Below are 19,089 nucleotides of genomic sequence, written 5' to 3' on the forward strand. Positions count from 1 at the left end.
GGCGTTCGGAGCGTCGGCTATGCCTTTCGCACTCGCAGCGCAACCCCGTAGGCGCGCGGAATGGCTAGATGACGTCGAGGACCAGCCCCAGATCGCGCGCTTCCTCGGCCTCGATATACCAGTTGGAGGGGGCGCGGTGCTGCACATCCTCGAACGGGATGTGCGATCCTTCGACAAGGTCGCGGAACCCCTCTTCCTCGATGCGGATCGAATGTTCGATCTCGTGGAGCGTCGCCTGGAGCGAGGCAGTGACGGTCTTGAGCGGGCCCGAAAGCGTGATTGTCTTGTTGATGATCCGCTCGTGGATCATGATCCGCGTGCCCGCGGTGAGGAAGCGCTTGTCGACCGGAAAACTGGCCATGAAGGTGGCGCCCGCCGAATAGACCGCGACCTTGCCGAGGAAGAGAATCTCGCGCCCGCTATATTCGCGCAGCAGCCGCAGGTCGTCGCCCATCAACCGCGCGACTTCGGGATCGCCGCCCAATGTCGAGATCGACACGACGAGGGGGCCGCCATCCTGCGGCGCGTTGGCGAGCTGGCCGCGGAAATTGACGTACATCGCATGGTCCACGGGGCCATGGAGCAGGATGTGCGGCGTCGACAGCAAAGGATAGCGCGTCGCGCGGCTTTCGCGGGCGCTGGAGCGCTGCGGCTCGGCGGAGGTCGTTTCGGGCATGACCTGCGCAACTGCCCTGGCCGCCGCAGGTTCCGTAGAAATCGACTCGGCGCGGGGGGCGCGCGCGGCGATGCGGCGCGCCGCCTCGCGCTTCGCGAGCATCCGGCGCACCACGAACGCGAGGCCGAACGCGATGAGCAGGGCGAGCGCGCCCTGGACCAGCCGGTTGCGTATCCCGCCGGGCAGCACGCGCTGCACCGCGGCGGGGATGCGATCCTCGAGATCGCCGGGGATCAGCCGATCGAGGAGACCCTCCGACTCCACGCGCCTAATCGGCCTTCAGCGCATCGGTGGCGGGTGCGCCGACGGGTTCGGTCGCGGTGGTGGGCATGCGCGCCTCGAGCGGGGCGAGGAACGCCGCGACACCGTCGCCGATCGCGACCTGCGGACGCGAGGGGGTGAGCCGGGTGGCCATTTCCCAGCCGCTGATCTGGTCGCGCGCGTCGATCGCCGCGGCCTCGAGCGGTTGCGGCTTGCGCAACGCATGGTTGACCAGCGCGTCGCCGAAAAAGGTCCAGTCATTCTCGGCGCGGCATCCGAACGAGGTGCGATCCGACGAGGCGGCGGTGATCAGCGCGGTGGTATCGTTGGCGAGCGGGCGGACGAAAATCCCCGAATAACAGGCCGAGAGCAGCAGCACGCGGTTGCGGATGCCCAGTTCGTCGAGCAGCGCCGCGAGCCGCGCGGGGGCGAGCAGCCCGAAGCCCTGGTCGCCGTCATGATAGGCGATCCCCACCTGCGCGCCATGGCTGGTGGCGTAGAGGATCAGCACGTCCTGGCTCTTGTCCATCACCTCCGCGACGCGGGCGAGCGCGACGGCGAGCGACTGGAGGCTGCCATTGGGCAGGTCGTCGGGGGTAGGCCCGGTGGGGCCGGCGAGCACGATCGTGCGCCCGGCGGCGTCGTAGCGGCGGGCGAGCACCTTGCCCGCCTCGCGCGCTTCGCGCCCGAAGACGGGATCGCTGTCGAGCGCGACCGAGACGACATAGGCGTCGACCAAGGGCTTGCGCTGGGGGAGCAGCGCGTCGAGGGCGCGCGTGAGCGCGCGCTGGTCGGCGAGGAGCGCGCGGGCCGAGCGCCCGCGCTGAAGCTCCGGCCCCTCGGCGAGCGATTCGGCGGCCTCGGACGGGTTGTCGCCCGAGGCAAGCTGGGGCCAGTCGCGGGTGTGGCGGGGCTGGGCGAGGGCGGGAAGCGCCGTCAGGGTTGCCGCAAGGGCGAGGAGACGCACACCGAACCGCCAACGCATCGCGCAATCGCTCCCCCGGGGACAGGAGGGGCAGTTTCGCGGGTGTGGGGGCGGAGTCAAGCGGGGTGGTGTGGCGTTATAACCTTGTGCTTACACAGCGGCGCAGCTATTTCTTGTTCCGAAAAGGAACCGCCATGCAGACTGCGCTTCGCAAAATGGGCAACTCGACCGGGTTGATCGTCCCGCGCACGATCCTGAATGCCATGGGCGTCACGACCGGATCCGCGATGGAGTTGCGCGTCGAGGACGGCAAGCTGATCGCGACCCCGGTCGAACGCACGCCGCGCGACGGCTGGGCGCTGGCGGCGCAGAGCGTGGCGGAGGATCGCAGCGCGGACGAGTGGCAGGGATTTGCCAGCGAAGGCGATGCGGACCTGACCTGGTGAAACGCGGCGAAATCTGGCTGGCTGCGCTCGACCCGACGATCGGCAGCGAGATCCAGAAGACGCGGCCCTGCCTGGTGGTGTCGCCCGACGAGATGAACGCGCATCTGCGCACTGCGATCGTAGCGCCGATGACGACGGGGAGCAGACCCGCGCCGTTCCGCGTGTCGGTGACCTTCAAGGGCAAGACGGGGCTGATCCTGCCCGATCAGATGCGGACGATCGACAAGGCGCGGCTCGTCAAGCGGATGGGGCGGGTGGACGCGGCGACGCTGAGGGCGGTGCTGGAGGTGCTTGGGGAGATGTTTGAGGTTTAGGACAGGCACGGTGTCTTGCGGCATCGACCCGAATGGAAGGATCACGCATGACAATTGTTCTTGAACCCAGCTTCGCCGTGCATCCGGGAGCGTGGCTGCGCAGCGAGATCGTCGAGCCGCATGGGCTCGGCGTGACCGACGCCGCGCGGCATCTGGGCGTTACACGGCAGGCGATGAGCGCGCTGCTCAATGGCCGGGCGGGGTTGTCCGCCGACATGGCGATCCGGTTCGAAAAGGCGTTCGGGGTGAAGGCGGACACGCTGCTGCGGAGGCAGGTGGCGCACGAACTGGCGCAGGCGCGGGCGCATGAGGATGAGATACGGGTCGAGCCGTTCAGGGACGCGGCTTGACCTGCTTGCGGTCACGAAAAGGCTTATTTGCCCCTTCGTGACCAAACCAACCGAGCAAATCGTCGGCACTTTTAAATATTGGAGCGCCATACAGCGCTCCCGACGAGGACTTGTCGCTCATAAATGATATTCCTTCGGCGGATATAACCGCGAAGAAAGTCTCGTTCAGAGATGTTTTTAGTTCAATCTTGACCGTGTGATAGTCTGCGCCAATCTCCACGATCTTCAATGTCACGGTGTTGCTCCCTCAATACACCCGCTTCTTCGGCTTGATATACTCGATCTCGTCGGTGAGTGTATAGTCGTGCACCGGGCGATACTCGATCGCCGTGGTGCCGCTCTTGCCGCCCCAGCCGTCGAAGCTCGTCACGGTGTGCTTCATCCAGTTTGCGTCGTCGCGGTTGGGGAAGTCCTCGTGCATGTGCGCGCCGCGGCTTTCCTTGCGGTTTTCGGCGCTCCTGATCGTCACGACGGCCTGGCCGATCAGATTGTCGAGTTCGAGCGTCTCGATCAGGTCGGTGTTCCAGATCAGCGAGCGATCGGTGACGCCGACATCCTGGAAACCGGCATAGATGCGGTCCATCTCGGTCACGCCTTCGCTCAGCAGCGCGCTGTCGCGGAACACGGCGCAGTGGCGCTGCATCGTCTTTTGCATCTCGGCGCGGATCTTCGCGGTCGGGGTGCCGCCGCTGGCGTGGCGGAAATGATCGAGGCGGGCGAGGGCATAGTCCTCCGAACCCGCCGGCAGCGCCTTGTGCGCGGTGCCGGGCTTGATCAGTTCCTTGAGGCGCAGGCCGGTCGCGCGGCCGAACACGACGAGATCGATCAGCGAGTTCGAGCCGAGGCGGTTGGCGCCGTGGACCGAAACGCAGGCCGCCTCGCCGACCGCGAACAGGCCGGGGACGATGCTGTCGGGGTCGCCATCCTTGTTGTGGACGACTTCGCCGTGATAATTGGTCGGCACGCCGCCCATATTATAATGGACGGTCGGGACCACCGGCAGCGGCTGGCGGGTCAGGTCGACGCCGGCGAAGATCTTGCCGGTTTCGGTGATGCCGGGTAGCCGCTCGTGCAGGATCTTCGGGTCGATATGGTTGAGGTGGAGGAAGATATGATCCTTCTCCTTGCCGACGCCGCGGCCCTCGCGGATTTCCATCGCCATCGAGCGCGCGACGACGTCGCGGCTGGCAAGGTCCTTCGCGCTGGGGGCATAGCGCTCCATGAAGCGCTCGCCCTCGCTGTTGGTCAGATAGCCGCCCTCACCGCGCGCACCCTCGGTGATCAGCACGCCCGCGCCATAGATGCCGGTCGGGTGGAACTGGACGAACTCCATGTCCTGGAGCGCGATCCCTGCGCGCAGCGCCATGCCGTTGCCGTCGCCGGTGCAGGTGTGCGCCGAGGTCGCCGACTGGTAGACGCGCCCGCCGCCGCCGGTGGCGAGCACCACGGCATGGCTGCGGAAGCGGTGGATCGAGCCGTCTTCCATGCACAGGGCGATCACGCCCCGGCACTCGCCGTTCTCCATGATCAGGTCGAGTGCGAAATATTCGACGTAGAAATCGGCGTCGTACTTCAGGCTCTGCTGGTACAGCGCGTGGAGCATCGCGTGGCCGGTGCGGTCCGCCGCGGCGCAGGTGCGCTGCACGGGGGGGCCTTCGCCCATATTCTGCATATGGCCGCCGAACGGGCGCTGGTAGATCGTGCCGTTCTCGTTGCGGCTGAAGGGCACGCCGGCATGTTCGAGCTCGTACACCGCCTGCGGCGCTTCGCGGACCATATATTCGATCGCGTCCTGGTCGCCGAGCCAGTCCGATCCCTTGACGGTATCGAACATGTGCCACGACCAGTGATCCGGCGTGTTGTTGCCCAGCGACGCGGCGATGCCGCCCTGTGCCGCCACGGTGTGGCTGCGCGTCGGGAACACCTTGGTGATGCACGCGGTCTTCAGACCCGCCTCGGCACAGCCCATCGTGGCGCGCAGGCCCGAGCCGCCGGCGCCGACGACGACGGCGTCATAGGTGTGATCGATGATCTTATAGGCGGTCGGCATCAGGCGACTACTCCGGCAGTAAATGCCACCTTGAGGATCGAAAAGACCGCCAGCGTGCCCGCGGCGATGGTGAAATATTTCAGCAGGATGAGCAGGACGAAGCGCGTCTCGTCATGCTGGTAATCCTCGATCACCACGGTCAGCCCGTGGTGGAAGTGATAAAAGGTGCTGAACACCAGCAGGATCAGCGGCACCGCGACCAAAGGCTGCGCCATCCAGGCGGCGATCGTCGCATAATCATGCGCGGGCAGCATCGCGATCGAGGCGAGGAACCAGACCATCAGGATCAGGTTCGACCCCGCGCTGATCTTGTGCTGCCACCAGCCCTCTGCGCCCTCATGTGCGGAGCCGAGGCCGCGGACGCGACCGATCGGGGTGCCGTTACCCATTGCTCTTCTCCAGCAGATAGATCCAGAACGCCGCCGTTGCGATCACCGAAAAGGCGAAAGTGACATAGGCAGTGCGCTTGTTCCCGCCCAGTTCGAAGTTCGCGCCGGCATCGAGGAACAGATGCCGTACCCCCGAGGCCATGTGCTGGAAGAACGACAGCGTCAGCCCGATTCCGAACACATAGCCCGCGATGTTGAGCGCGCCAGACTTGAGCGTGAACAGGTCGAGGAATGCGGCATAGCCGACCGGGCCCGACGCCGCGGCGACCAGCCACCAGACGAACAGGATCGTGCCGACCGTCGCCATCCCCGATCCGGTGACGCGGTGAACGATCGAGACCGTCATCGACGGTCCCCATTTCCAGATCGAGAGATGCGGCGACAGCGGGCGCGCTGCATTGCGGACGTTGGCCAAGGGCGTTCCTTTCGGGTCGACGCGGCTTCCTTAGCCCTGCGGCCAACGGATGCAAGTCGGATGCGTTGCGGAGGCCCGGTACATAACCCCGCCTTAACCAGTTCGGCGCAAAGCTTCGCGCATGACCGGCACGCCCATCGGCGGCCGCACAGGGGGAATGCGCGACCGTGGCACCGACCAAAGATCTACCCGCGCCGGGGACGATGAGCGCGCGGATCGACATGCAGGCACGGCTTCGCGTCTTCGATTTCGACGGCCAGCTGGTGCGATCGAGCCGCGAGGCGTGGGAGGCGCTGGAGCCCGAAATTCACGCGGTTTCGGAGGCATATTGGCAGCAATGGCTGCGCTGTTTCGCCGATGAGCGCAACTGGCCGACCGGCGACACCGCCAAGATGATCGAACTGGGCGTGGTGTTCCTGCGCAATCGCTTCCTCGACACGCTGGGCCGCGCCTGGATCGAATCGATCGAGCGATCGGTCGCCGCCGCCTATTCCGCCGACGTGCCGCCGATGGCGCTGCTGTCGATGATCAACGCGAGCGACCGCGCCGCGCTCGACGTGCTGTTCCGCCGGCTGGGGCATGCGGATGCCCGGGTCGTCGCGCTGATCGACACGCTGATGCGACTCTCCGCGCTCGAGACCGACGTGACGGTCGAAATCTACAACATGTATCGCGAGCATAGCGCGCAGGTGGCGCGGGACCGGCTCACGCTCGAATTCCGCGACTCGATCGGCAATACCGTCGAGCGGGCGTCGCGCGAAGGCGACCAGTTGCGCGTGCAGGCGGTGCATACCTCGGCATCGGCGCGCGGCATGCTGGGCAAGGCGAGCGAAGTCGCGGCGGCGGCGGAGCAATCGGCGGTGGCGATGCGCGAGGCGGCGCAGACCGCGGCGGGGCTGATCCGCGCGATCGAGGATGCGCGTACCGAAGTCGAGGCGGCGGCGGAAATCGCGACGCGCGCATCGGGGCAGGCGGGGGCGGCGGTCGGCATGTCCGAAATGCTGTCGGAGCATGCCAAGTCGATCGAATCGATCCTGGGCCTGATCCGCGACATTGCCGGGCAGACCAATTTGCTGGCGCTCAACGCGACGATCGAAGCGGCGCGGGCGGGGGATGCCGGCCGCGGATTCGCAGTGGTGGCGCAGGAAGTGAAGAGCCTCGCCAACCAGACCGCGCGCGCGACCGACGATATCGCCGCCAAGATTGCGGCGATCCAGTCGGCGACGCGCAGCACGGTCGAGACCAATGCATCGATCCGCGCGACTGTCTCTGAGGTTCAGGAAAGCGCGAACCGCATCCGCGGCGCGATGGAAGTGCAGGCGCAGACGGTGACCGCGATCACCGCCGCGGTCGACGAGACCGCGCTGGCGGCGGATTCGATGTCGGCGACGATCGGCGCGATCCGCGAGGATACCGAGGCCGTAGCCTCCGAAATCGACCGAGTCGGCCAGGGCTTTGCCGCGCTCGATATCCAATTGGGCGCGCTGAAGGGCAGCGCCGGTGAGTTCGTGGCGAAAGTCGCGGCGTAGGAACATGACATGATCAGCGCGCGGACACCCGGACAATGGAGCGGCGACACCCGCTCGCTCGACGCGCATCGCCGCGACTATGACTGGGACGGCGCGCTGTTGCCGGGATGCGCGGAGATCAGTGCGCTGCTGGCGGGGCGGCACGAGGCAATCGCCCGCGCGCTCGCCGCCCATTTCGCCGCCGCGGACGCCAGCGGTCCGCTGCGCGACCGGCTGCACAGCGAAGAGTATGTCCAGGCCAGCGCACTCTATACCCAGGTCAAATTTGCCGAGCCGTTCAGCGAGCGCTGGGCATCGATGGTCTGCGCCTTTGCCGCGCGCAGCCACAATGCCGGAGTCGCATTGCCCGTAGTGATCGCGGCGCTGACCTTTGGGCATAGCGAGACGATCCGGGTGCTGGGCGAGCAATTGGCCGACCAGCCCCAGCGGCTCGCGCGGCTGAGCGACGTGGTCCAGCGGCTGGCGATGGCCGAAGTCGACCTGATGACCGGGCATCTGGGCGCGCGCGATGCGGCGGAGGCGGTGGCCGAGCGGAACGAGCGCGCGGTGCGCTTTCGCGCGAGCATCGCCGAATCGATCGAAGGCGCGACCGGGCTGGGCAACCGCATCCGCGTCCAGGCGGAATGTGCGTCGGCATCGGCGCGCGGCATGCTGGGCAAGACGAGCGAAGTCGCGGCGGCGGCCGAGCAATCGGCGGTGGCGATGCGCGAGGCGGCGCACACTGCGGCGGGGCTGATCCGCGCGATCGAGGATGCACGCACCGAAGTCGAGGCGGCGGCGGAAATCGCGACGCGCGCATCGGGGCAGGCGGGGGCGGCGGTCGGCATGTCCGAAATGCTGTCGGAGCATGCCAAGTCGATCGAATCGATCCTGGGCCTGATCCGCGACATTGCCGGGCAGACCAATTTGCTCGCGCTCAACGCGACGATCGAGGCGGCGCGGGCGGGGGATGCCGGGCGCGGATTCGCAGTGGTGGCGCAGGAAGTGAAGAGCCTCGCCAACCAGACCGCGCGCGCGACCGACGACATCGCCGCCAAGATCGCGGCGATCCAGTCGGCGACGCGCAGCACGGTCGAGACCAATGCATCGATCCGCGCGACTGTCTCTGAGGTTCAGGAAAGCGCGAACCGCATCCGCGGCGCGATGGAAGTGCAGGCGCAGACGGTGACGGCGATCACCGCCGCGGTCGACGAGACCGCGCTGGCGGCGGATTCGATGTCGGCGACGATCGGCGCGATCCGCGAGGATAGCAAGAACGTCACGAGCGAGATCGACACGCTCCAGCGCGACGTCACCGAAGTCGACGACCGGCTGCTCCAGCTGCGCGGCGCTGCCGAGAGCTTCTCCAACGCCGTCGCCGCCTGATCCTTCCTCTGCCCGCTGCTAGCGGCTAAGGGCAGGTGATGACACATATTCTCGTTACCGGCAGCAGCCGGGGCATCGGCGCGGCCATCGCGCAAAGGCTGGGGGCCGAGCATGGCGTCCGGCTGGTCGGGCATGGCACTGCCAGCGGCATCGCCGCCGATTTCAGCGATTCCGCAGCGCCGCAGGATCTGTGGGCGCGCGCGCTGGAGGCGCTCGACGGGCGCGTGGACGTGCTGATCAACAATGCCGGCATTTTCGACGCCGCGCCGATCGAGATGGAGCATGACGATTGGGTCGCGGCATGGGAGCGGACGATGCGCATCAACCTGACCGCCGCCGCCGAGCTGAGCCGGCTGGCGATCCGCCACTGGCAGGGCGAGGGACGCGGGGGCCGCATCGTCAACATTGCCAGCCGCGCAGCCTATCGCGGCGACAGCCCGGCGCATTGGCATTATGCCGCGTCAAAGGCGGGAATGGTGGCGATGACCAAGAGCATCGCGCGCGGCTATGCGGCGCAGGGCATATTGGCCTTCGCGATCTGCCCCGGCTTCACGATGACGGGCATGGCCGAGGAGTATCTGGCGAGTCGGGGCGGCGACAAGCTGCTCGCCGACATCCCGCTGGGCCGCGTCGCCGAGCCGGACGAGATTGCGACGCTCGCGCGGTTCTGCGCGCTGGAGGCGCCTGCTTCGATGACCGGCGCGGTTCTCGATGCCAATGGCGCGAGCTATGTCCGCTGATGGCTAGCTGGAAACTCACCCTCCCCTGCACCCGCGCAGAGGCCGAGGCGATCGATTTCGAGACTCCGGCGCTGGCGGAGATCAATCCTCCGCCCGTGCTGATGACCAGCGAGCGCGTCGAGGACGATCCCGATAGCTGGCAGCTGGAGGCCTATTTCGAGGGCAAGCCCAACAGCGCGGCGCTGGCCGCGGTCGCCGCGCTGGTGCCGAGTGCGGCGGGGACGCGGCTCGTGGCGAAGCGGATCGCCGAGCAGGATTGGGTGACGCTGAGCCAGGCGGGGATCGAGCCGGTCCATGCCGGGCGCTTCTATGTCCATACCGAGACCAACAAGGGCGTCGTGCCCGCCGGCGCCAAGCCGTTCCGCATCGATGCGGGGATCGCATTCGGCACTGGCACGCATGAGACGACGTCGGGATGCCTGATCGCATTGGGCGAGCATCGCGCGCGCGGCGCGAACGTGCGCAACCTGCTCGATCTGGGGACCGGCACCGGGCTGCTCGCCTTTGCCGCGATGCATTTGTGGCCGCGCGCCTATGCGACCGCGTCGGACATCGATCCGCGATCGATCGAGGTGACTGCGGAGAATGCCGCGATCAACGGCGTCGCGCTGGGCGAGGGGGCGGGACAGCTTGCGCTGGCGGCGGCGGCGGGGCTCGAGCATCCGCTGCTGATCGGGCGCGCGCCCTATGACCTGATCATCGCCAATATCCTCGCCGGGCCGCTGGTCGAGCTGGCGCCCACGGTGGCGATGGCGCTGGCCGAGGGCGGGACGTTGCTCGTCGCCGGGTTGCTGGAGGGACAGGCGGATATCGTCGCGCAGGCCTATCGCCGGCAGGGGCTGCGGCTCGCCGGGCGGATCGATCGCGGGCATTGGCCGACGCTGCGGCTGGTCAAAAGGCGGCGGCATGGAGCGGATCGCGTCACGCGGCGGAGCCGTGGGCGCGGCGAGGCGCCGGGGTTCGGAAGCTGGTGAAGCTGCCGGTCCCGGCCAGCGCGGATGTGCCGCCGCCGGGGTTGGCGATGCTGGCCGAATGGCCGCGTGCGGCCTGGGGGCTGGCGCGGCTGGCGGGCGCGTGGCGCGGGTTGCAGGATGTTCCGCGCGGCGACGGGCGCCCGGTGATGGTGCTGCCGGGGCTGTTCAACAGCGACCGGTCGAATGTGGTGATGCGGCGCTATCTCGACGGGCTCGGCTATCGCAGCCAGGGCTGGGGGCTCGGGCGCAATCTGGGCGCGCGGACGATCGGCGGCGACGGCGCGCGGCTGATGGACCGGATCGCCGAGGTCCATGCCGACGCGGGCGAGCCCGTGACGCTGATCGGCGTGTCGCTGGGCGGGATCATGGCGCGGATCGCGGCGCATCGGCATCCCGACAAGGTGCGGCAGGTGATCACGGTCAGTTCGCCCTTTGCGGGATCGCCGACCGCGACGAATGTGTGGCGCCCGTTCGAGTGGCTGAGCGGCGAGCGGATCACCGATGCGGCGGTGGCGGAGCGGCTGGCCGAGGCGGTGGCGCCGCTGCCGGTGCCGTCGGCGGCGATCTGGAGCCGCAGCGACGGGCTGGTCAACGGGCTGATCTGCCGCGAGGGCGAAGGGGCTGCGTGCCGCGCCGTCGAGGTCCGCAGCAGCCATTTGTTCGTGCAGATGAAGCCCGAAGTGCTGCGCGCGATCGCGCAGCTATTGGCGGATCAGCGCGGGTCCGACGCGCGAGCGCCGTCATAGGCGCAATTCTCGCCGCCGCGCTTCTCGCATTCCTTCTGCTGCTTGCGACGTTCCTTGCCCTCGCGCGCTTCCTGCTTGCGCATCTTGCGACCGTAATTGCGGTCGGACTCGTCCTGGCTGGTCGTCGCCCAGTCGGCGGCCTGTGCGCCGGCGCGGACCGGCAGCGTGGCGACATCGACCACGGTCTTTGCGATGCAGCCGCCGGCGAGCAGCGGCAGCGCGACGATCATCGGAAACAGGAATTTGCGCATCAGTCTTTCCCTCGCTCCGCAGCCGCGGCCAATGCCGATGCGCGCGCTGAGGCGCCTTTATACGGGTAATCGGTGAAGAAACCATCGACGCCATAGCCGATGAAGGCGCGAATCTCGTCCTCGATCCGGCCATGCGTGGCGGGCGTGCCGGGGACGCGATAGTCGGGGGAGAGGAAGATATTCTCGGCGCGGAAGGTCCAGGGATGGACCTTGAGCCCCGCGGCATGCGCATCGGCGATCAGCGCCGTCGGCTTCGCACCCGGAATGGCGGGCAGGATCATCGCCTTGTCGGGGCCGATGCCATAGGCATAAGCGGCGACCGCGCGCAGTCCGGCGGGAGTCGCCATCGCGGCATAGCTGGACGCGGCATGATCGGCGGGGGCGCCGGTCGCGGCCATCAGCTGGATCAGCCGGACGCTGGTCATCGCCTTGAGCCGCTTGAGATTATCGACTTCGAACGACTGGATGAACACCGGCGCATCGGCACGGTCCCATCCCGCCGCCTTGAGCGCAGCGACCAGCCGCGCGTCGGTGGGCAGCCCGATCGACGCGAAATAGCTCGGATGCTTGGTTTCGGGATAGATGCCGATCATCCGCCCGTTCGCCGCCGAGGCGCGCTTGGCGAGCGCGATGATCTCGTCGAAGGTCGGGATGTCGGCCTGGCCGTCGAACGCGGCATTGCCGGGGCGAAGCTGGGGCAGGCGCTCCTTCGCGCGCAGCGTCTTGAGCTCGGCGAGCGTGAAATCCTCGGTGAACCAGCCGGTCATCGTCTCGCCGTCGATCGTCTTGGTCGCCTTGCGCGCCGCGAATTCGGGGTGGGTGGCGACGTCGGTCGTGTCCGCGATGTTGTTTTCGTGGCGGGCGACGAGGACGCCGTCCTTGGTCGGGACCAGATCGGGTTCGATATAGTCGGCGCCCTGGTCGATCGCGCGTTGGTAGGACAGCATCGTGTGTTCGGGCCGCTCGCCGCTGGCGCCGCGATGCGCGATGATCAGGACCGGGTGGGGCATGGCGCGATCCTGCCCCGCGGCCATGCCGGGCGCCAGCAACAATATGGCAATCAGGAACAATCTCGTCATCGGGCCCTCCACCCGCTAGGCGCTACGCGGCGGATATGACGATTGCGAGGCGTGGCGTGGCGGAGAATGACGGCGTATTGGCGGCGGCGCGCGCCTGGGCCGGCGCACCGATGGCGCTGGCGACGGTGGTGTCGACCTGGGGATCGGCACCGCGACCGCGCGGCAGCCATATGCTCGTCCACGCCGATGGCCGGTTCGAGGGATCGGTGTCGGGCGGCTGCGTCGAGACCGACATCCTCGAAACCGCCGCCGAGGTGATCGCGGGCGCCCCCGCGCTGGTCAAACGCTATGGCGTCGCCGATGCCGCGGCGTGGGAAGTGGGATTGCCCTGTGGCGGCGAGATCGCGGTGCTGGTCCAGCCGGTCGCCGCGCATGGCTTCCCCCCCGCCTTGTTCGATGCGATCGCCGCCGCGCGCGACGCGGGCACGCCGCTGGACATCGCGACCGACCTGGCGACGGGGCGCAGCGTTGAGGGTTCGGCGGGGGATTTCGTCAACCGCTATGACCCCCCGCGGCGGCTGTTGATCGTCGGCGCGGTCCAGATCGCGCAGGCGCTGGCCGGGCTGGCGCGCGAGATGGGGATCTCAACCGTGGTGATCGATCCACGCGGGCGATTTCTGACGCCCGAGCGTTTTCCGGGGGTGACGCTCGACGATCGCTGGCCCGACGAGGCACTGGCTGCGCTCAAGCCCGACCGCGCCACCGCCGTGGTGACGCTGAGCCACGACCCCAAGATCGACGACGCCGCGCTGCTGGCGGCACTGGCCACTCCGGCAGGCTATGTCGCCGCGCTGGGATCGCGCCGCAGCCATGCCGCGCGGATCGAGCGGCTGGCGGCGGCAGGCGTCGCGGCGGACGACCTTGCGCGAATCGAGGGGCCGGCGGGGCTCGCCATCGGCGCGATCGGCCCGGCCGAGATCGCGCTGTCGATCGCGGCATCCATGATAAGGAGCTTTCATGCTTGAACCCGAGAATGTCGCGCTCGTCCTCCTCGCCGCGGGGCGATCGCATCGGTTCACGCATGCCGACAAGCTCGCCGAGCCGTTCCTCGACAAGCCGCTGGCCTATCATGTCGTGACCGCGCTCGAGAATATGCCGTTCCTGACGCGGATCGCCGTGGTGTCCGACACCAGCCTCGATTTTGCGGCGCGCGGCTATCGCGTGGTCGAAAATCCCGACCCGTCGCTGGGGCAGGCGCGGTCGCTGTGCTTCGGGGTCGAGGCGGCGCGGGCGGCGGGGGCTGCCGGGGTGTTGGTCGCGCTGGCCGACATGCCGCGCGTCACCGCGACGCATCTGTACCGGATGTTCGACGCCGCCCATGGCGCCGAGACGATCGTCGCATCCAGCGACGGCGTGCGCCCGATGCCGCCCGCGCTGTTCGGCAGCGCGCTGTTCGACGATCTGCTCAACCTCGAGGGCGACGAGGGCGGGCGCGAACTGATCAAGCGGGGCCGCCACGTCGTGACCAGCCCCGCCGAACTGGTCGACATCGATACGCGAGAGGACCTCGAGGCGCTGCGCGAACTCTATGGACTGCCGACCGACGGGAAATAGGCGGGCGCTCCCCTCCCTGCTTGCAGCAGGGCTATCGCATAAGAGAAAACACATCGTCATCCTGACGAAAGTCAGGATCCATTCTGTGCTCGGTATGGGCTTATTGGTCCACCGGAGCGGCTAAATGGATCCCAGCCTGCGCTGGGATGACGGCGTGTATGTTTGCCCGCTGCCATATGCGATTGCCCTGTCCCCGACGGGAAGGCGCGGGCCTGTTCTGCTGCCCCTATTCGTGGCGGAGCGCGTCGATCGGGTTGAGCGCCGCCGCCCGCCGCGCCGGGAAATAGCCGAAGACCACCCCGATCAGCGCCGAGATGGCGAAGGCGATCACGTTGATCTGGGTATCGAACACCCATTCGACCTGCATCAGCGGGACCGCGACGGCGATCATCGCCTGTGCGAGGACGAGCCCGATCAGCCCGCCCAGGCAGGACAGCACGATGGCCTCGACCAGGAACTGCATCAGCACTTCGGTCGCGACGGCGCCGATCGCAAGGCGGATGCCGATCTCACGCGTGCGTTCGGTGACCGAGACCAGCATGATGTTCATGATGCCGATGCCCCCCACCAACAGGCTGATCCCCGCGACCGCGGCGACGATGCTGGTCAGCAATTGCGTCGTGCCGGTGAGGGTGGCGCTGATTTGGGCGGTGTCGAAGATGTTGAAATCATCCTGCTTGCCGCCGGTGATGCCGCGGCGTTCGCGCAGCACGGTGCTGATCGCCGATTGCACTGCGCTGGTGTCATAGGCCTGGTCGACCCCGACCAGCATCAGCCTTATGTCGCGATTGCCGGTGAAGCGGCGCTGCACCTGCTTGATCGGCAGGATCACGACATCGTCCTGGTCGCCGCCGAACCCGGCCTGGCCACGCGTCGACAGCATCCCGATCACGTCGCACGTCACCGAATTGAGCCGCAACCGCTTGCCCACCGCGTCGCCGCCGGCGAACAGGTTCTTGCGCACCGTCGAGCCGATCAGGCACACACCCTTGCCGGCGCTTTCCTCGGTATCGGTCCAATAGCGCCCGCCGGTCAGCGGCCATGCCTGCGCGCTGAAATAGGCGTTGGTCGTGCCGTTGATCGTCGTCGTGGAATTGGCGCCTTCGTTCACTGCGGTCACGCTCGACTGGGCGAGCGGCGCCACCGCCGTGACCCCGGCGACCTGATCGCGGATCGCCTCGACATCGGCTTCCTTGAACTCGGGCGGGGGCGGGCCGCCGCCGCCGCGGCCAAAGCCCTGGCCGGGGCGGATCTGGAGGATGTTGGTGCCGAGCGCCGAAATCTGCTTGCGCACCGCCGCCGTGGTGGCGTTGCCCAGCGTCACCATCGCGACCACCGCCGCGACGCCGATGATGATTCCCAGCGTCGTGAGGAACGAGCGCAGCTTGTGGCGGGCGATCGAGCGGAGCGCGAGCAGGAAGGTGGTGCCGAACATCAGGAGACTGCCTCGGTCGGATGCGGATTGGCATCGATCCGTTCGACGAGTCCGTCCTTGAAATGGACGATCGTGCGGGCGAACGCAGCCATGTCGGGTTCGTGCGTGACCATCAGCACGGTGATGCCGCTGGTGCGGTTCAGATCGGTCAGAAGCTGCATGATCTCGACCGAGCGTTCGCTGTCGAGATTGCCGGTCGGTTCGTCGGCGAGCAGCACCGCGGGGTTCGTCGCGATCGCGCGGGCGATCGCGACGCGCTGTTGCTGGCCGCCCGAAAGCTCGCCGGGAGTGTGGTCCCACCAATCCTTCAGCCCGACCTTGTCGAGCGCGGCCATCGCCGCGGCGCGGCGTTCGGCGCGCGGATCGCCGCGATAGACCAGCGGCAGTTCGACATTCTCGAGCGCAGAGGTGCGCGCGAGCAGATTGAACCCCTGGAACACGAAGCCGAGATATTTGCGCCGCAGCAGCGCGCGCTGGTCGCGATCCAGCATCTCGACATGGACGCCGCGGAACAGGAAGGTGCCGGCGCTGGGCACGTCGAGGCAGCCGAGAATGTTCATCGTGGTCGACTTGCCCGAGCCCGAGGGGCCCATGACCGCGACGAAATCGCCGGACTGGATGTCGAGATCGATGCCCTTCAGCGCCTGGAACGCGGTTGCGCCGCTTCCATAATTCTTGGTGACGCCGCGGAGCTGGATCAGCGGGGCGCTATCACTTGACACTCGCGCCTCCGCTTGCGCTGCTCGACAGCTGGCCGGTGATGACCTTCATCCCCGGCTTCAAGTCGCCGCCGATGACTTCGGTTTGCGAGCCGTTGGTCAGCCCGGTCGCGATCTTGACCGGCTGGGGCGTGCCGTCGGCGCCGAGTATGTACACGGTCTGCTGGCCGGGCTTGGCGGTATCGCCCGCCGCGCTTTTCTGGGCAGCGTCGCGGCGCGGGCGCGGCATCAGCGAGTCGGCGAAACTGCCGCCCGACTTGGCGCCCGCCGCGTCGGTCGTCGCCGGTTTGAACCGCAGCGCGGCGTTCGGCACCTGGAGCGCATTGGGCTTGGACGCGGTCACGATCTCCGCCGTCGCGGTCATCCCCGGGCGCAGCTGCAAGTCGCGATTGGCGACGCTCAGCGTGGCCGCATAGGAAATGACGGTCGTCGAGGTGGAACTGGTCGTGGTTGTCGTGGACGAAGTGCCCGCGGTCAGGCTGGAGCCCTGGTCGACGCGCGTGATCTGCGCGGGGAACGAGCGGCCGGGGAATGCATCGACGGTGAAGCTGGCCTCCTGCCCCACCACCACGCCCGCGACATCGGCTTCGTCGACCGCGACTTCGAGCTTCATCTGCGACAGATCCTCGGCGATCACGAACAGCGTCGGGGTGCTGAACGATGCCGCCACGGTCTGGCCCGGCTCGATCTGGCGGGCGAGCACCACGCCGTTCACGGGCGATCGGATCGTGGTGCGCGTCAGCTGGGTGCGCCCGGCGGAAAGCTGGGCCTGGTTCTGCTGGACGCTGGCACGCGCGGCGGCGAGGGTGGCGAGCGCGCGCTGGTAATTGGCGCGGGCGGTGTCGAGCTCGGTCTTGGCGGGGACGCGCCCGCCGGACAGGCGGCTGACTTCCTCTTGCCGGTCGAGCGTCGCCTTGGCCTCGGCGACGGTCGCTTCGTTCTGGCGGACGCTGGCGACTGCCGAAGCGACGGACGCTTCGTTCTGGCGGACGGTGTCCTCGAAATTGGACGGGTCGATCACGGCGATCGGCTGTCCCACCGTCACGCGATCATTGACGTCGACCAGCACCTTGATGATCCGGCCCGACAATTCGGCGCCGACCTCGACCTGGTTGGTCGGGGCGAGGTTGCCGGTGGCCGAGACCGTGACGCGCAGCGGCGCCTGGGTCACCGCGACGGTGGCATAGCTGGGCTTGGCGGTGGTGCCGAAGACGCGGCTGAGCACGAAAAGCACGATCACCACGGCGACGCCGAGGAGAATCCATTTCAGCCATTTCCGCCAGCGCGGCACCGGCTTTGCACCGAGGAAATCGTCGAGGTTGGTCTGCGTCGCCATCAGCGGTCCTGGCTGGTTGAGGGGGCGACGGTTGCCGCCCGCACAGTGTCGATCGTCGGCGTGGCGGTGGCATCCCAGCCCCCGCCGAGTGCCACAAAGAGCTGGATCAGCGCGGTGACCCGGTCGGCCTGCGCCTGTGCCAGGTTGTTGCGCGCCGACAGCAGCGAAGATTCGGCGGTGCTGAGCGTCGTGAAGTCGGTCAGCCCGCTTTGATACTGGCTGCGCGAGAGGATCGCGCTGTTGTTCGCGGCATCGAGCGCGATCGCGAATTGCTGCGTACGCTGGCCGGCGGTGTCGAGCGCGACGACGGCGTTCTCGGTATCCTCGAGCGCCGTCAGCACGGTCTGCTTATAGCTGGCAAAGGCCTGGTCGGCGCTGGCCTCTGCGCTGCGCACCTGCGAGCGGAGGTTGCCGCCGTCGAAGATCGTCTGTGCCAGCGACGCGAACAACTGCCCGGTCACCAGGTCGCCGAGCGTGCGGAAGCTCGATGCATTGGTGCTCAGGCTGCCGGTTAGCGACAGGCTGGGGTAGAGCGAGGCGGTGGCGACGCCGACCTGCGCAGTCGCCGAGGCGAGCGTGCGTTCGGCCGAGCGGACGTCGGGGCGCTGGCGCAGCGTGTCGGCGGGGATGCCGATGCCGACCGTCTCGGGCCCCGTGGGGATCGGCGCGGTTGCCGCGAGTGCGGCGCGCAGCGCGCCCGGCGCCTGTCCGGTGAGCACGCCGATCCGCGCCACGGCGGCGCTATAGCTGGATTCGAGCGACGGGATCGTGGCGGCGGTGGTTGCGCGCTGGTTGCGCGCAGTCTCGACGTCGATCGACGAGACGAGCCCCGCCTGAACCCGCCACCGCGCGATTTCGAGATTGTCGTCCTGGATCGCGAGCGAGGCGCGGGCATTGCCGATCTGCGCCTGGTAGAGCCGCGCGAGGACATAGTTGCGCGCCATTTCGGATTCGACCGACAGCAAGGTGGCGGCATAGGTGAAACCGGCGGCTTCGTAGCTGGCGCGCGATGCCTCGATCCCGCGGCGCACCCCGCCGAACAGATCGACCTGATAGCTGGCGTCGAGCCCGAGCGACGTGCTGGTGCTGCCGCCCTGGCCGATCGTCGTGATGGTGCCGTCGGAGAGGCGGGTGGTCGCGGTGCCGCCGCGGAGCGGTTCGCTGTGCGACACGCTGCCGCTGCCGGTCACCGAGGGGAGCAGCGAGGTGCGCTGCTGGACGAGCGATTCGCGTGCCTGGCGCAGCCGGGCGACGGCCTGGACGATGTCGAGATTGGCCGCCTGGGCCTGTTCGACGAGCGTGCCGAGCAGCGGATCGTCGAACTTGCGCCACCAGCGCGTCAGGTCCTCCCGCGTGCGCTGGTCACTGGCGACCGAATAAGCGTCCGGCACGCCGAGTTCGGCCGCGGCACTGGGGCGATAGTCCGGCCCGGTTGCGCAACCGCCCAGCGGCAGCGCGATCGACAGGGCGAGGGAGAGGCGGCGGGATACCATGCCCGATTCATGGTCCGGGGGCGGAACGAGTGCCAGCAAGAA

At 68.0% G+C, this 19,089-nt stretch carries 22 protein-coding genes; 10 read left to right on the forward strand and 12 right to left on the reverse strand.

Annotated elements, in window-relative coordinates; genetic code table 11:
- Positions 1-64 precede the first annotated feature (64 nt).
- Together TS85_RS21490 and TS85_RS21495 are read right to left on the reverse strand one after the other, a co-directional pair.
- Positions 65-676 (reverse strand): ATP-dependent Clp protease proteolytic subunit, encoded by a 612-nt coding sequence (locus TS85_RS21490; RefSeq protein WP_044336777.1) that lies wholly within the window; start codon positions 674-676, stop codon positions 65-67.
- A 268-nt stretch (positions 677-944) separates the two neighbouring features.
- Positions 945-1,922: a C13 family peptidase gene (locus tag TS85_RS21495; protein WP_044334946.1), complete on the reverse strand. Its 978-nt coding sequence runs from the start codon at positions 1,920-1,922 to the stop codon at positions 945-947.
- A 134-nt stretch (positions 1,923-2,056) separates the two neighbouring features.
- Between TS85_RS21495 and TS85_RS21500 the strand changes: the two genes are divergently transcribed.
- Genes TS85_RS21500 through TS85_RS21510 form a run of 3 tightly spaced genes read left to right on the forward strand, consistent with a single transcriptional unit; the run spans position 2,057 to position 2,972 of the window.
- Positions 2,057-2,308 carry an AbrB/MazE/SpoVT family DNA-binding domain-containing protein gene (locus TS85_RS21500; protein WP_044334948.1) on the forward strand — a complete coding sequence of 84 codons (252 nt, stop codon included), beginning with the start codon at positions 2,057-2,059 and terminating at the stop codon, positions 2,306-2,308.
- The gene (locus tag TS85_RS21505) at positions 2,305-2,622 is read left to right on the forward strand and encodes a type II toxin-antitoxin system PemK/MazF family toxin (RefSeq protein WP_227698567.1); all 318 of its coding nucleotides are present in this window, start codon (positions 2,305-2,307) and stop codon (positions 2,620-2,622) included. Before TS85_RS21500 ends, TS85_RS21505 begins: the two co-directional genes overlap by 4 nt.
- A gap of 47 nt (positions 2,623-2,669) precedes the next feature.
- Positions 2,670-2,972, forward strand: a complete 303-nt coding sequence (locus TS85_RS21510) for a HigA family addiction module antitoxin (protein WP_044334949.1) — start codon at positions 2,670-2,672, stop codon at positions 2,970-2,972.
- Here TS85_RS21510 and TS85_RS25640 read toward each other — a convergent pair.
- From TS85_RS25640 to sdhC, 4 genes are read right to left on the reverse strand one after another with little or no spacing between them, the layout of a single operon-like run.
- On the reverse strand, positions 2,956-3,207 hold the full coding sequence (locus TS85_RS25640) for a hypothetical protein (RefSeq protein ID WP_155006517.1): 252 nt from the start codon (positions 3,205-3,207) through the stop codon (positions 2,956-2,958). The genes TS85_RS21510 and TS85_RS25640 overlap by 17 nt on opposite strands.
- A 12-nt stretch (positions 3,208-3,219) precedes the next feature.
- Entirely contained in the window at positions 3,220-5,022 is a 1,803-nt protein-coding gene (gene sdhA / locus TS85_RS21515) for a succinate dehydrogenase flavoprotein subunit (RefSeq protein ID WP_044334951.1), read from the reverse strand.
- Positions 5,022-5,411, reverse strand: coding sequence for a succinate dehydrogenase, hydrophobic membrane anchor protein (sdhD, locus tag TS85_RS21520; RefSeq protein ID WP_044334952.1), 390 nt, complete (start codon positions 5,409-5,411; stop codon positions 5,022-5,024). The genes sdhA and sdhD overlap by 1 nt, the downstream gene beginning before the upstream one ends.
- A complete protein-coding gene (sdhC, locus tag TS85_RS21525) occupies positions 5,404-5,826 on the reverse strand; it encodes a succinate dehydrogenase, cytochrome b556 subunit (RefSeq protein ID WP_044334954.1) in 423 nt (140 codons plus the stop codon). Before sdhC ends, sdhD begins: the two co-directional genes overlap by 8 nt.
- Positions 5,827-6,029: 203 nt before the next feature.
- Between sdhC and TS85_RS21530 the strand changes: the two genes are divergently transcribed.
- Genes TS85_RS21530 through TS85_RS21550 form a run of 5 tightly spaced genes read left to right on the forward strand, consistent with a single transcriptional unit; the run spans position 6,030 to position 11,180 of the window.
- Entirely contained in the window at positions 6,030-7,355 is a 1,326-nt protein-coding gene (locus tag TS85_RS21530; RefSeq protein WP_044334956.1) for a methyl-accepting chemotaxis protein, read from the forward strand.
- A 9-nt stretch (positions 7,356-7,364) separates the two neighbouring features.
- Positions 7,365-8,720, forward strand: coding sequence for a methyl-accepting chemotaxis protein (locus TS85_RS21535; RefSeq protein ID WP_044334959.1), 1,356 nt, complete (start codon positions 7,365-7,367; stop codon positions 8,718-8,720).
- A 38-nt stretch (positions 8,721-8,758) separates the two neighbouring features.
- A complete protein-coding gene (locus TS85_RS21540) occupies positions 8,759-9,460 on the forward strand; it encodes an SDR family NAD(P)-dependent oxidoreductase (RefSeq protein ID WP_044334961.1) in 702 nt (233 codons plus the stop codon).
- On the forward strand, positions 9,460-10,434 hold the full coding sequence (locus TS85_RS21545; RefSeq protein WP_044334963.1) for a 50S ribosomal protein L11 methyltransferase: 975 nt from the start codon (positions 9,460-9,462) through the stop codon (positions 10,432-10,434). Before TS85_RS21540 ends, TS85_RS21545 begins: the two co-directional genes overlap by 1 nt.
- Positions 10,431-11,180, forward strand: coding sequence for an alpha/beta fold hydrolase (locus TS85_RS21550; RefSeq protein WP_227698568.1), 750 nt, complete (start codon positions 10,431-10,433; stop codon positions 11,178-11,180). Before TS85_RS21545 ends, TS85_RS21550 begins: the two co-directional genes overlap by 4 nt.
- Here the strand turns inward: TS85_RS21550 and TS85_RS21555 are convergent.
- Together TS85_RS21555 and TS85_RS21560 are read right to left on the reverse strand one after the other, a co-directional pair.
- A complete protein-coding gene (locus tag TS85_RS21555) occupies positions 11,147-11,431 on the reverse strand; it encodes a hypothetical protein (protein ID WP_044334965.1) in 285 nt (94 codons plus the stop codon). The genes TS85_RS21550 and TS85_RS21555 overlap by 34 nt on opposite strands.
- Positions 11,431-12,510: a glycerophosphodiester phosphodiesterase gene (locus TS85_RS21560; protein ID WP_077228885.1), complete on the reverse strand. Its 1,080-nt coding sequence runs from the start codon at positions 12,508-12,510 to the stop codon at positions 11,431-11,433. The genes TS85_RS21555 and TS85_RS21560 overlap by 1 nt, the downstream gene beginning before the upstream one ends.
- Positions 12,511-12,566: 56 nt before the next feature.
- Between TS85_RS21560 and TS85_RS21565 the strand changes: the two genes are divergently transcribed.
- Both TS85_RS21565 and TS85_RS21570 read left to right on the forward strand, forming a co-directional pair.
- Positions 12,567-13,475, forward strand: coding sequence for an XdhC family protein (locus tag TS85_RS21565; RefSeq protein WP_044334967.1), 909 nt, complete (start codon positions 12,567-12,569; stop codon positions 13,473-13,475).
- Positions 13,468-14,064, forward strand: a complete 597-nt coding sequence (locus tag TS85_RS21570) for a nucleotidyltransferase family protein (protein ID WP_044334969.1) — start codon at positions 13,468-13,470, stop codon at positions 14,062-14,064. The genes TS85_RS21565 and TS85_RS21570 overlap by 8 nt, the downstream gene beginning before the upstream one ends.
- Before the next feature lie 226 nt (positions 14,065-14,290).
- Here the strand turns inward: TS85_RS21570 and TS85_RS21575 are convergent, their stop codons facing one another.
- From TS85_RS21575 to TS85_RS21590, 4 genes are read right to left on the reverse strand one after another with little or no spacing between them, the layout of a single operon-like run.
- Positions 14,291-15,499, reverse strand: coding sequence for an ABC transporter permease (locus TS85_RS21575; protein ID WP_044334971.1), 1,209 nt, complete (start codon positions 15,497-15,499; stop codon positions 14,291-14,293).
- Positions 15,499-16,221 carry an ABC transporter ATP-binding protein gene (locus tag TS85_RS21580; protein WP_044334974.1) on the reverse strand — a complete coding sequence of 241 codons (723 nt, stop codon included), beginning with the start codon at positions 16,219-16,221 and terminating at the stop codon, positions 15,499-15,501. Before TS85_RS21580 ends, TS85_RS21575 begins: the two co-directional genes overlap by 1 nt.
- A complete protein-coding gene (locus tag TS85_RS21585) occupies positions 16,211-17,554 on the reverse strand; it encodes an efflux RND transporter periplasmic adaptor subunit (RefSeq protein WP_044334976.1) in 1,344 nt (447 codons plus the stop codon). Before TS85_RS21585 ends, TS85_RS21580 begins: the two co-directional genes overlap by 11 nt.
- Positions 17,554-19,047, reverse strand: a complete 1,494-nt coding sequence (locus TS85_RS21590; RefSeq protein ID WP_044334978.1) for an efflux transporter outer membrane subunit — start codon at positions 19,045-19,047, stop codon at positions 17,554-17,556. Before TS85_RS21590 ends, TS85_RS21585 begins: the two co-directional genes overlap by 1 nt.
- Positions 19,048-19,089: the final 42 nt, after the last annotated feature.

Origin of the sequence: Sphingomonas hengshuiensis (assembly GCF_000935025.1) — a bacterium.
Classification (GTDB): domain Bacteria; phylum Pseudomonadota; class Alphaproteobacteria; order Sphingomonadales; family Sphingomonadaceae; genus Sphingomonas; species Sphingomonas hengshuiensis.